Origin of the sequence: Ralstonia mannitolilytica (assembly GCF_905397375.1) — a bacterium.
In the GTDB taxonomy this organism is placed as follows: domain Bacteria; phylum Pseudomonadota; class Gammaproteobacteria; order Burkholderiales; family Burkholderiaceae; genus Ralstonia; species Ralstonia mannitolilytica.
Genome location: NZ_CAJPVG010000004.1, coordinates 292783 through 305545, shown reverse-complemented (window position 1 = coordinate 305545; position 12763 = coordinate 292783). Strand labels below are relative to the sequence as shown.

Below are 12763 nucleotides of genomic sequence, written 5' to 3'. Positions count from 1 at the left end.
AGCCGTTCTTCGCTGCGAAAACCGCTCGCTTACTGCTGCTGTTGCTGCTGCTGTTGCGAGACAGCGTCGCCAGCGCCCGGCGCCTGCGGGGCAGCGGCGGGCACGTCGCCTTCTTCAGCCTTGGCGGCCTTGATCGACAGACGCATGCGGCCCTTCTCGTCGGTGCTGAGCAGCTTCACGCGCACGGCCTGGCCTTCCTTCACGTAGTCGGAGACCTGGTTCACGCGCTCGTTGGCGATCTCGGAGATGTGCAGCAGGCCATCCTTGCCCGGCAGGATGTTCACGATCGCGCCGAAGTCCAGCAGCTTGAGCACGGTGCCGTTGTAGATCTTGCCCACTTCGGCTTCGGCCGTGATCGCTTCGATACGGCGCTTGGCTTCGGCCATGCCTTCGGACGACGTCGACGCGATGGTGATCGTGCCGTCTTCCTGGATGTCGATCGTGCAGCCGGTTTCCTTGGTGAGCGCCTGGATGGTCGAGCCGCCCTTGCCGATCACGTCACGGATCTTCTCCGGGTTGATCTTGACGGTGATCATGCGCGGAGCGTGCTCCGACAGCTCGGTGCGTGCGCCGCCCATGGCAGCCTGCATCTTGCCCAGGATGTGCAGACGGCCTTCCTTGGCTTGCGCCAGCGCGACCTGCATGATTTCCTTGGTGATGCCCTGCACCTTGATGTCCATCTGCAGCGCGGTGATACCGGCATCGGTACCCGCCACCTTGAAGTCCATGTCGCCCAGGTGATCTTCGTCACCCAGGATGTCCGTCAGCACGGCGAACTTGTTACCTTCGAGGATCAGGCCCATGGCCACACCGGCCACGTGCGCCTTGATCGGCACGCCAGCGTCCATCAGCGCGAGCGAGCCGCCGCACACCGACGCCATCGACGACGAACCGTTCGACTCGGTGATTTCGGACACCAGGCGGATCGTGTAGGCGAATTCATCTTCCTTCGGCAGCACCGGGATCAGTGCGCGCTTGGCCAGACGGCCGTGGCCGATTTCGCGGCGCTTCGGGCTGCCCACGCGGCCGGTTTCGCCGGTGGCGAACGGCGGCATGTTGTAGTGGAGCATGAAGCGGTCGCGGTACTCGCCCTGCAGCGCGTCGATGATCTGCTCGTCGCTCTTGGTGCCGAGCGTCGCCACCACCAGCGCCTGCGTTTCACCGCGCGTGAACAGCGCCGAGCCGTGCGCACGCGGCAGCACCGACGAGCGGATCTCGATCGGGCGCACCGTGCGGGTGTCGCGCCCGTCGATACGGGGCTCGCCGTTGAGGATCTGGCCGCGCACGATCTTCGACTCGAGCTCGAACAGGATGTTGTCCACTTCCACGCCGTCGGCTTCCACGCCAGCTTCGGCCAGCTTCTCTGCCACCGACTTGTAGACTTCCTTCAGCTTCTGGCTGCGTGCCTGCTTCTGGCGCAGCTGGTAAGCGGCCTGCAGATCGGCCAGCCCCAGTTCCGACACCTTGGCGATCAGCGCTTCGTTCTTCGGAGCGGCTTGCCAATCCCACTCGGGCTTGCCGCCCTCACGCACCAGGTCGTGGATCGCGTTGATAGCGATCTGCATCTGCTCATGACCGTACACCACGGCGCCGAGCATGACCTCTTCCGACAGCTGGTTGGCTTCGGACTCGACCATCAGCACGGCACGCTCGGTACCGGCCACAACCAGATCCAGCTCGGAATGCGCCAGTTGCGCGCGGTTCGGGTTCAGCAGGTACTGGCCATCCTTGTAGCCGACGCGGGCAGCGCCCACCGGGCCGTTGAACGGCAGACCCGACACGGCCAGCGCAGCCGAAGCCGCCACCAGCGCGGGGATGTCAGCCGGCACTTCGGGGTTCATCGACAGCACGTGCACGACGACCTGGACTTCGTTGTAGAAGCCTTCCGGGAACAGCGGACGCAGCGGACGATCGATCAGGCGCGAGGTCAGCGTTTCGTTTTCCGACGGACGGCCTTCACGCTTGAAGAAGCCGCCCGGGATCTTGCCGGCGGCATAGGTCTTCTCGATGTAGTCGACCGTCAGCGGGAAGAAGTCCTGGCCCGGCTTGGCGTTCTTGGCGCCCACCACGGTGGCGAGCACTACGGTGTCTTCCATGTCGAGCAGCACAGCGCCGCTCGCCTGGCGGGCGATCTCACCCGTTTCCATGCGGACCTTGTGGCCGCCCCATTGGAATTCCTTGACGACCTTGTTGAACATGGTCATAGCATCTCCTGTTCAGTATTCGCGGCGAGCTTCATGACGCTTCGCCACGACAAACACGTTCCGGGAGACGGTGCGGTTGCAGAAGTGTGTTTATGCCATTCCAGCGCAGCGCTGGCGCCCAATGCCGCGCTGGAATGACACAAGATTCCGCTTCCTGCCGCCCCCGGTCCCAACGACCGGCTTCATCACCGATCGCCATCATTGCCGGTTGCCCGGCGCAGCCGCCAACGCGGCCGCCAAAAACAAAATGCCTGCATCAGCATGCTGACGCAGGCACTTGTTCATCACGCGCAGTGCGTGAGACCCACCATTACTTACGCAGACCCAGCTTGGCAACCAGCGCGGTGTAACGGTCAGCGTCCTTGCTCTTGAGGTAGTCCAGCAGACGACGGCGACGGCTCACCATCTTGAGCAGGCCGCGACGGCTGTGGTGATCCTTCATGTGCGCCTTGAAGTGCGGCTGCAGTTCGTTGATGCGGGCGGTCAGCAGTGCAACCTGCACTTCCGGGCTGCCCGTGTCGTTGGCGCTGCGGCCGTTATCCTTGACGATTTCTTGCTTGTTGATGTCAGCGACGGACATTTCGATTCCTTTGACTTGCGGACACTGCAGCGCCTCATTGGCCGCCGCCGGTGCCGTGTTGAACAATGATCCGGCCATCCATCCCAAGACCGGTCTGGACGGCAAGACCGCGATTATAGCGCAGAACCGGCCCGCAACGACACTCCGCGCCAGGAGCGCTTAACGGCGCACCATCTTGCACGTGGTCGGCAAGGCGGTTTGCGGCGCGGGAATCACTCTGAGCGTACGGAAGCCGTAGCCCGAGCCCTCGATATCGAAGGGCGCAGCACCCGTGCCGGCCCGCTCCATCTGCATCACGACAAGCGGCTGGATGGCCTGATGGTCGTCGGCACGCAGCGTGATCCGGTGGAAGCCGGTGTCAAGGGAAGCGCCTTCCAGTGCACGCGCCACGGCTGTTGCCTCCGTTGTGCCGGCGCGCTCGATGGCGGCCGCGAGCATGTCGATCATCATCTGATCGCGCAGCAGCGGGTAGTCGTCTGAGGGTGCTGGATAGCGCACACGGAAGGCCTTGTAGAACGCATCCGACTTCACGCCACCCAGGTTCGGATGCCATTCCGCCACGGCCACCACGCGGCCGACCCCTGCCTCGCCCATGGCCGCCGGCGCGCCGAGCGAGTTGCCGTAGAACGTGAAGAACCGGGCCTTGAGCCCCGCATCCCGCGCCGCCTTGACGAGCAGCGTCAAATCATTCCCCCAGTTGCCGGTGATGACCGTATCGGCGCCGGACGCCGCGATGCGCGCCACGTATGGCGCAAAATCCTTCACCTTGCCGATCGGGTGCAGTACCTCGCCGACGATGGCCACGTCGGGGCGCTTTTCGGCCAACTGCTGACGCGCCAGCTGCGCGACCTGGCGCCCGAACGTGTAGTCCTGGCCGATCAGGTAGGCCTTCTTGACGGCCTTGTCGGTGCGGATCACTTCGGTGAGTGCGTGCATGCGCATGTCGGCCGACGCATCGAAACGGAAATGCCAGAAGCTGCACGCCTCGTTGGTGAGCGCGGGGTCGACGGCCGCATAGTTCAGGAACAGCACGCGCGCGTCCGGATGTCGCTCGTTGTAGCGCGAAATGGACGTCGACAAGGCCGCCGCGGCCGATGAACTGTTGCCCTGCAGGACGAACCGGATGCCGGCATCGGTGGCCGCCTGCAATTGCAGCAGCGACTCATCGACCGTGTTCTTGCTGTCGAAACGCACCAGCGCAAGCGGATGACGCCCATCCGGCAGCTTCACGCCGCCGCGCGCGTTCACGCCTTCGATGGCAATGCGCAGATTGCGGTCCACCGCCTCACCCGCATTGGCGAACGGTCCTGACAGCCCCTCGATCAAGGCCAACCGAATGGGCCCAGCTTCAGGCTGGGCCGCTGCGGCCCCGCACATCCCCACAGCCGCCAGCGCGGCCACGAACCAACGAAACACCATGTCAAACCTCCGTGAAGCGCGGATGGTAAAGCGGCTGCGCACGCCAACACAAGGCACGCGCAGCCGCTGGTCAACAGAGGACGGTTCGTCGCAACGGCAACATCCACGCAAGGCGCATCACCTGGCGTGGATGTTCGGGTCGGCGGCGTCGTGGATGGCACGGACATCGCTCTCAAAGGCGGCCGGCACAGCAATCACGCTCTTGGCGTGTCCGGTGCCGCCGCACCCGCTTCGCGGCCCGGCGGGTAACCGGGTGCGCGCTCTGTTGTGATCGTGTAGGTCGAGTCGCTCCTGGGGTGTGCGTTGAGGCCGGCGCTCAGATCTGCGGATTGAGCTTCTCGCTGCTCTTGTCCTGCAGCTTGTTCAGGGCGGCCAGATAGGCCTTGGCCGACGCCGCGACGATGTCCGGGTCGGTGCCCACGCCGTTGACGATGCGGCCGGACTTGGACAGACGCACCGTCACCTCGCCCTGAGCCTGCGTGCCCGTCGTGATGGCGTTGACCGAATACAGAAGCTGCTCCGCGCCGCTGGCGACCCGGCTTTCGATGGCGTTGAGCGTGGCATCGACGGGGCCGTTGCCCTCGGCTTCACCGGTCACTTCCTTGCCGTCGGCCACGAAGACGATGCGCGCGTGCGGGCGCTCACCGGTTTCCGAGCGCTGCGACAGCGACACGAAGCGGAAGTACTCGCCCTCGCTGTGCTGCGCTTCATTGGAGACGATGGCGACGATGTCCTCGTCGAAGATCTCGGCCTTCTGGTCCGCCAGTTCCTTGAAGCGCTGGAATGCGGCGTTCAGCTCGGCTTCCGAATCCAGCTCGATGCCGAGTTCCTGCAGGCGCTGCTTGAATGCGTTGCGGCCCGAGAGCTTGCCGAGGACGATCTTGTTGGCCGTCCAGCCCACGTCTTCGGCGCGCATGATTTCGTAGGTGTCGCGCGCCTTGAGCACGCCGTCCTGGTGAATGCCCGACGCGTGAGCGAAGGCATTGGCGCCCACCACGGCCTTGTTCGGCTGCACGACAAAACCGGTGATCTGCGAAACCAGCTTGGAGGCCGGCACGATCTGCGTGGTATCGACGCCGACATCGAGGTTGAAGTAGTCCCGGCGCGTCTTGACCGCCATCACGACCTCTTCGAGGCTCGTGTTGCCGGCGCGCTCGCCCAGGCCGTTGATCGTGCATTCGATCTGGCGTGCGCCCCCAAGCTTGACGGCCGCCAGCGAATTGGCGACCGCCATGCCGAGATCGTTGTGGCAATGCACCGACCAGATCGCCTTGTCCGAATTCGGAATGCGTTCGCGCACCGAGCGGATCAGCCCGGCGTAGCCCTCCGGCACCGCATAGCCCACTGTGTCGGGCAGGTTGATGGTGGTCGCGCCCTCGGCGATCACGCCTTCCAGCACGCGGCAGAGGAAGTCCATGTCGGAGCGGCTGCCGTCTTCGGGCGAGAACTCGATGTCGTCCGTGAACTGGCGCGCGAAGCGCACCGCCAGACGCGCTTGCTCGTACACCTGGTCCGGCGTCATGCGCAACTTCTTCTCCATATGCAGCGCCGACGTGGCGATGAACGTGTGGATGCGGAACTGCCCCGCCGGCTTGAGCGCCTCGGCAGCGCGGGAAATGTCGCGATCATTCGCACGGGCCAACGAGCAAATCCGCGAATCCTTGACCGACTGCGCAATCGCGCGGATCGCCTCAAAGTCACCATTCGAGCTGGCTGCGAAGCCGGCTTCGATCACGTCCACCTTGAGCCGCTCGAGCTGCTTGGCGATGCGGATCTTCTCTTCCTTGGTCATCGACGCACCCGGGGACTGCTCGCCGTCGCGCAAGGTGGTGTCGAAAATGATGAGTTTGTCGCTCATTGCGGCTCCTTGGTGGGGGTGACGTTTTTGGCGTCGGTCTTGATGGTGTCTCGGATCGTTTTTTGCGGCGCAGAATGCAAAACGCCCCGGCATGCATGGTTGCAGGCCGGGGCGCTGTTGAATCCTGGTTCGCGAAAACTTGGCGGTTTTGCTTGCCTCGTCTTGCGATTTCCTATGCGCGTGTCCCGACCTGATGACCTAGTAGGCCACCAATCGAGACTAGCGTAATCAGAATGGAAATCGGGCGCGAAAGCATGCGAACGACTATAGACGAATTCAAAAATTGACGCAAGCGCACAAAAACGTCACGCACGGATCACTCGTGCACATCGTCGGAAACCTGTTTCGGCAGGCGCGGACTGCCCTGTTGCCCGTGCAACGTGCGCCAGCCCCAGAGCAGGTAGCCTGACACCGCGTAGCCCACGAAGAGCCCGAACAACGCGACCGGCGGGTCGCTGGACACCACGACGAAGAGCACGAGCACCAGCACCATCACACCGAACGGCACGCGATGCCGCACGTCGAGCGCCTTGCCGCTGTAGAACGGCGCGTTCGACACCATCGACAGCCCTGCGTACAGCGTCAGCCCGAATGCTACCCACGGCATCCAGAGCTCCTTGACGGGCAGCTTGTTGTCGATGGCCAGCCAGACGAAACCGGCGATCAGGGCTGCCGCAGCGGGGCTTGGCATACCCTGGAAGAAGCGCTTGTCGACCGCGCCGATGTTGGTGTTGAAGCGTGCCAGGCGCAGGGCGGCCCCCGCGCAATACACGAACGCGGCGAGCCAGCCCCACTTGCCCAGATCCCGCAGGATCCATTCGTACATGACCAGCGCCGGCGCCACGCCAAACGAGACCATGTCGGAGAGCGAATCGTACTGCTCACCAAACGCGCTTTGCGTGTTGGTGATGCGCGCGACACGGCCGTCCATGCCATCGAGCACCATCGCCGCGAAGATGGCGATGGCGGCGGTCTCGAAGTTCAGGTTCATCGCCTGCACGATCGCGAAGAAGCCGGCAAACAGGGCCGCCGTCGTGAACGCGTTGGGCAGCAGATAGATGCCGCGGCGGCGCGGGCGCACGATTTCGAGATCGTCGTCATCCGAGCGCGGCTGGTTGTGTCGCAGCGGACGCAGGTGCGTCACGTTGCCGGCGGTGAAGCGCTTCTTGCGGCGGTTGAACGCGGGCATGGCGGCCTCCGGTCAGTCCAGCTCGGCGAGCACCGTGACGGTGGCGGACACCTTCTCGCCGATCGTCACGCGCGGCCGGGCAGTGAGCGGCAGATACACGTCAACGCGCGAACCAAAGCGGATGAAACCGTAGCGCTGCCCGCGCGCGAGCGTCTCTCCAACCCTGGTGTAGCAAAGGATGCGCCGCGCAATGAGGCCGGCCACCTGCACGGACGTGACGAGCTGGCCGTCGCCGCGGCGCAGCACGATGGCGTTGCGCTCGTTTTCGAGCGACGCCTTGTCCAGGTCTGCGTTGACGAACTTGCCGGGGAAGTACTGCACCTGCTGCACCGTGCCATCGACCGGCGCGCGGTTGGAGTGGACGTTGAACACGTTCATGAACACGCTGATCTTCAGCGCATCGCGATCGGCGTACGGGTCGCGCACCTGTTCGACGGCAACGATGCGGCCGTCTGCCGGCGAGAGAATCGCGTTGGCCTGCGTTGGCACGGGGCGCGCCGGATCGCGGAAAAACTGCAGCACGAACAGCGTCAGCACCCAGAACGGCCACGCCCAGCCAAAGCCGGCGGCCATCTGCACGATGAGCGAGACGACGAAGATCGCGCCCAGGTACGGCCAGCCCTCACGGGCGATGATGGGATGCGGATACGTGTTGTTCAACTCAGACCTCGACAGCGTCTTGAAGGAAATGCGGCATTCTAGCCGACACGGGGCCGCGCCAGCACTTGAAACAGTATCTGGCGTCCTGGAATCAGCATAAAAAAAAGCCAGCCCGAAGGCTGGCTTTCTCGCACAAGATGCGTCCGATCAGTTCTTCGACTGGTCGACCAGCTTGTTCTTGGCGATCCACGGCATCATCGCACGCAGCTTGGCGCCAACTTGCTCGATCTGGTGCTCTTCGGTCAGGCGGCGGCGCGAGATCAGCGTCGGCTGGCCGGCCTTGTACTCCAGCAGGAAGCTCTTGGCGTATTCGCCGGTCTGGATGTCCTTCAGGCATTGCTTCATGGCCTTCTTGGTCTCTTCCGTCACCACGCGCGGGCCGGTGACGTACTCGCCGTATTCGGCGTTGTTCGAGATCGAGTAGTTCATGTTGGCGATGCCGCCTTCATAGATCAGGTCGACGATCAGCTTCAGCTCATGCAGGCACTCGAAGTAAGCCATTTCCGGAGCGTAACCGGCTTCGACCAGCGTCTCGAAACCAGCCTTGATCAGTTCGACGGTACCGCCGCACAGCACGGCTTGCTCGCCGAACAGGTCGGTTTCGGTTTCTTCGCGGAAGTTCGTCTCGATGATGCCGGCGCGGCCGCCGCCGTTGGCGGTGGCGTACGACAGGGCGATGTCACGCGCTGTGCCCGACTTGTCCTGGTGCACGGCAATCAGGTGCGGCACGCCGCCACCTTGCGTGTACGTACCGCGCACGGTGTGACCCGGCGCCTTCGGGGCGATCATGATGACGTCCAGGTCGGCACGCGGAATCACGGCACCATAGTGCACGTTGAAGCCGTGCGCGAATGCCAGTGCGGCGCCCTGCTTGATGTTGTTGTGCACTTCGTTCTTGTACACATCGGCGATCTGCTCGTCCGGCAGCAGGATCATGACAACGTCGGCTTCCTTCACCGCCTCGGCCACTTCCTTGACCTGCAGGCCGGCGTTGACGGCCTTGTTCCACGACGCGCCGTTCTTGCGCAGCCCGACCGTCACCTTCACGCCCGAGTCGTTCAGGTTCAGGGCGTGGGCGTGGCCTTGCGAGCCATAGCCAACGATGGTGACGTTCTTGCCCTTGATCAGGGAGAGGTCGGCGTCCTTGTCGTAAAACACTTTCATGTTGATGTCCTAATTTTCAGATACTTCGATATCGATGGGGTCCGGCCGCAGCTGCACGCTGGTGCACGCGCCGGTTCAAACCTTCAGAATGCGCTCGCCGCGGCCGATGCCCGAGCCGCCTGTGCGAACGGTCTCGAGAATGGCAGTGCGATCGATGGCATCGAGAAACGCGTCGAGCTTGCTGCCGTTGCCGGTCAGCTCGATCGTGTAGGTCTTCTCGGTCACGTCGATGATGCGGCCGCGGAAGATGTCCGCGGTGCGTTTCATCTCCTCGCGTTCCTTGCCGACCGCGCGCACCTTCACGAGCATCAGCTCGCGCTCGATGTGCGCACCTTCGGTCAGGTCGACGACCTTGACGACTTCCACCAGGCGGTTCAGGTGCTTGGTGATCTGCTCGATGATGTCGTCCGAACCGGTCGTGACGATGGTCATGCGCGACAGCGAGGCGTCTTCGGTCGGGGCGACCGTCAGCGTCTCGATGTTGTAGCCACGCGCCGAGAACAGGCCCACCACGCGCGACAACGCGCCCGGTTCGTTTTCCAGCAGGACGGAAATGATGTGACGCATTACAGGTCCTCCGCGCCGAGCAGCATTTCGGAGATGCCCTTGCCTGCCTGGACCATCGGCCAGACGTTTTCGGTCGGGTCGGTCTGGAAGTCGAGGAACACGGTCCGATCCTTGAGTCGGAAAGCCTCGCGCAGTGCGGGCTCGACGTCAGACGTCTTCTCGATGCGCATGCCGACGTGGCCATACGATTCGGCCAGCTTCACGAAGTCGGGCAGCGCCTGCATGTAGGAATGCGAGTAGCGGTTGTCGTACTCGATTTCCTGCCACTGGCGGACCATGCCGAGGTAACCGTTGTTGAGCGAGCAGATCTTCACGGGCGTGTCGTACTGCAGGCAGGTCGACAGTTCCTGGATGCACATCTGGATCGAGCCCTCACCCGTGATGGTGACGACTTCCTTGTCCGGGAACGCCTTCTTGATACCCATCGCGTACGGCAGGCCGACACCCATCGTGCCCAGACCGCCGGAGTTGATCCAGCGGCGCGGCTCGTTGAACTTGTAGAACTGCGCGGCCCACATTTGATGCTGACCGACGTCGGAGCAGATGAAAGCGTCGCCATTGGTCAGTTCCCAGATCTTCTCCACCACGTATTGCGGCTTGATGATCTCGGAGGTGCGGTCGTACTTCAGGCAGTCGACGCTGCGCCACTGTTCGATCTGCTCCCACCACTTCGCGAGCGCCGCCTTGTTCGGCTTGGCTTCGCCCGACTGGATCTGGGCGATCATCTCCTGCAGCACGTCCTTGACGTTGCCGACGATGGGGATGTCGACCTTCACCCGCTTGGAAATGGACGACGGATCGATGTCGATGTGGATGATTTTGCGCGGCTGCGACGAGAAGTGTGCCGGGCTGCCGATCACGCGGTCGTCAAACCGCGCGCCGATGGCGATCAGCACGTCGCAGTTCTGCATGGCCATGTTGGCTTCGTACGTCCCATGCATGCCGAGCATGCCCACGAACTGCTTGCTGGTGCCCGGGAATGCTCCCAGGCCCATCAGCGTGTTCGTGACGGGGTAGCCCGTGAGTGCGGCCAGCTGGCGCAGCTCTTCGCTGGCCTCGGCCAGCACCACGCCGCCGCCCGAATAGATGTACGGACGTTCGGCCTGCAGCAGCAGGCTTACTGCCTTGCGAATCTGACCCGAGTGCCCCTTGTTGACGGGGTTGTACGAGCGCATCTCGATGGTCTTCGGGTACTCGTACCTGCACAGTTCGCGCGAGACATCCTTGGGGATGTCCACCACCACCGGGCCCGGGCGGCCGGTCGAGGCGATGTAGAACGCCTTCTTGATGGTCGAGGCGAGATTGCGCACGTCCTTGACCAGGAAGTTGTGCTTGACGATCGGGCGCGTGATGCCGACGGTGTCGCACTCCTGGAAGGCATCCTGGCCGATGGCGTGCGTCGGCACGTTACCGGTGATGATCACCATCGGGATCGAATCCAGGTAGGCGGTGGCGATGCCGGTCACGGCGTTCGTCACGCCGGGGCCGGACGTCACGAGGGCGACACCGACCTTGCCCGTGGCGCGCGCATAGCCGTCAGCCGCATGGACTGCCGCCTGTTCATGGCGCACCAGGATGTGTTCGATCTTGTTCTGCTTGTAGAACGCGTCGTAGATGTAGAGCACCGCGCCGCCGGGGTAACCCCAGACGAACTCGACGCCCTCTGCCGCGAGCGCATTGACGAGGATGTCAGCCCCCATCATGTCGGCAGATGAACCGCTATTGGCGTGGGAAAATTCCGCGCTTGGCATATTCATTTCAGTCCTTTGCAATTTTCGGCAAAAAATTGTTCGGATGCTCTCTACCGGGCTTGTGGCGCGGGTTTGAGCGGTTGCGCGTCTGCATGGATGGACCGCCTGATGGGCAGCCAGATGAGACAAACCACAGATATTGTGAACCGGGGATGATACTGGAATGCCGCATGGCGGTCCAGCAGCGCCAAGATTCGCCACGTCGGGCCGCCCGCCAGACACTCGGGGTGTCCGCCGACCCGCATTTTTGCTAGCATCGCAACATTTTTGACGGCCTTGGCCGTCGCTGCCACGCGGCGCTAGGATCACATATGACAGTGTGAATTTCGCCCCGGCTGCCCCACAGGATTCGCACTCGCCGTTGTATGGCCTCTGAACAGGAACTGTCGGCCTTCCTCCTAAGCGTCGAAAAACGCGCCTTCAAGCAGGCGGTCTTTGCGGTGCGCGACGACGATGCCGCGCTCGACATCGTGCAGGACGCCATGATCAAGCTGGCCGAGAAATACGGCGACAAGCCCGGAGCCGAGCTTCCGCTGCTGTTCCAGCGCATCCTGCAGAACACGATCCATGACTGGTTCCGTCGCAGCAAGGTGCGCAACACCTGGGTGAGCCTGTTCTCGAGCTTTCGCTCCGATGCCGAGGGCGACGACACCGACCCGCTCGAACTCATCGAAAGCGAAGCCGGCTCCACAGCGGCGGAGTCCAGCGCCGACAAGGTGGAACGTGCGCAGGTGCTCGAGATCCTGGAGCGCGAAATCGAGAAGCTCCCCACACGTCAACGGGAAGCCTTTCTGATGCGTTACTGGGAAGACATGGATGTTGCCGAGACGGCCCTGGCAATGGGCTGTTCCGAGGGCAGCGTAAAGACGCACTGCTCGCGGGCAACACACGCCCTGGCCCAGGCGCTGCGGGCGCGAGGTATCCGACTATGAACAAGGCAGAACTCCGAGAACGCCGTTTTGTGCACGCCGTCCGCACCGCTCTGAACGAGTCGGCCGGGCAGTTGCCGCCCGATGTGCGCGACCGCCTCGCAGCGGCGCGCCGCACGGCGCTTGCGCACAAGAAAGCGGAAGCCCCGCGGACGGTCCATGCGCCCGCCCTGGCGCTGCCCGGTGGCGGTTCGGCGTCGTTCGAGATGGAAAGCGGCGCCTCGCCGCTGCAACGCGCCGCAGCGTTCCTGCGCCGGTTCGGCCTGCTGTGGCCGACCATCGCGCTGGTTGCGGGCCTCGCTGGAATCTACCAGTGGCAGCAACAGCAGCGCGTGGACGAGCTCGCCGAGGTCGACACCGCCATGCTGCTCGACGACCTGCCGCTGGCGGCCTACGCCGACCAAGGTTTCCACCAGTACCTGAAGCACGATCAGTGACAGGC

11 protein-coding genes are annotated in these 12763 nt (G+C 63.6%); 2 read left to right on the top strand and 9 right to left on the bottom strand.

The window, feature by feature from the left end; translation table 11 throughout:
• Positions 1-29: 29 nt before the first annotated feature.
• The 9 genes from pnp to KHN96_RS11325 form a co-directional block, all read right to left on the bottom strand.
• Positions 30-2204 (bottom strand): polyribonucleotide nucleotidyltransferase, encoded by a 2175-nt coding sequence (gene pnp / locus KHN96_RS11365; RefSeq protein WP_045787218.1) that lies wholly within the window; start codon positions 2202-2204, stop codon positions 30-32.
• Between the two features lie 310 nt (positions 2205-2514).
• Positions 2515-2784, bottom strand: a complete 270-nt coding sequence (gene rpsO, locus KHN96_RS11360; protein ID WP_045787219.1) for a 30S ribosomal protein S15 — start codon at positions 2782-2784, stop codon at positions 2515-2517.
• Between the two features lie 159 nt (positions 2785-2943).
• A complete protein-coding gene (locus tag KHN96_RS11355; protein ID WP_045787220.1) occupies positions 2944-4203 on the bottom strand; it encodes a branched-chain amino acid ABC transporter substrate-binding protein in 1260 nt (419 codons plus the stop codon).
• A 316-nt stretch (positions 4204-4519) separates the two neighbouring features.
• On the bottom strand, positions 4520-6061 hold the full coding sequence (locus KHN96_RS11350) for a 2-isopropylmalate synthase (protein ID WP_045787221.1): 1542 nt from the start codon (positions 6059-6061) through the stop codon (positions 4520-4522).
• A 316-nt stretch (positions 6062-6377) separates the two neighbouring features.
• Positions 6378-7250 carry a CDP-diacylglycerol--serine O-phosphatidyltransferase gene (pssA, locus tag KHN96_RS11345; protein ID WP_045787222.1) on the bottom strand — a complete coding sequence of 291 codons (873 nt, stop codon included), beginning with the start codon at positions 7248-7250 and terminating at the stop codon, positions 6378-6380.
• Between the two features lie 12 nt (positions 7251-7262).
• Complete coding sequence (locus KHN96_RS11340; protein ID WP_062738371.1) at positions 7263-7910, bottom strand: phosphatidylserine decarboxylase; 648 nt, start codon at positions 7908-7910, stop codon at positions 7263-7265.
• Positions 7911-8057: 147 nt separating this feature from the next.
• On the bottom strand, positions 8058-9074 hold the full coding sequence (ilvC, locus tag KHN96_RS11335; protein WP_045787224.1) for a ketol-acid reductoisomerase: 1017 nt from the start codon (positions 9072-9074) through the stop codon (positions 8058-8060).
• A 75-nt stretch (positions 9075-9149) separates the two neighbouring features.
• Positions 9150-9641 (bottom strand): acetolactate synthase small subunit, encoded by a 492-nt coding sequence (gene ilvN, locus KHN96_RS11330; protein WP_004630835.1) that lies wholly within the window; start codon positions 9639-9641, stop codon positions 9150-9152.
• Complete coding sequence (locus tag KHN96_RS11325; RefSeq protein WP_062738370.1) at positions 9641-11398, bottom strand: acetolactate synthase 3 catalytic subunit; 1758 nt, start codon at positions 11396-11398, stop codon at positions 9641-9643. The genes ilvN and KHN96_RS11325 overlap by 1 nt, the downstream gene beginning before the upstream one ends.
• Positions 11399-11757: 359 nt before the next feature.
• Between KHN96_RS11325 and KHN96_RS11320 the strand changes: the two genes are divergently transcribed.
• On the top strand, positions 11758-12324 hold the full coding sequence (locus KHN96_RS11320; RefSeq protein WP_045787226.1) for an RNA polymerase sigma factor: 567 nt from the start codon (positions 11758-11760) through the stop codon (positions 12322-12324).
• The gene (locus KHN96_RS11315; protein ID WP_045787227.1) at positions 12321-12758 is read left to right on the top strand and encodes a DUF3619 family protein; all 438 of its coding nucleotides are present in this window, start codon (positions 12321-12323) and stop codon (positions 12756-12758) included. The genes KHN96_RS11320 and KHN96_RS11315 overlap by 4 nt, the downstream gene beginning before the upstream one ends.
• Positions 12759-12763 lie beyond the last annotated feature (5 nt).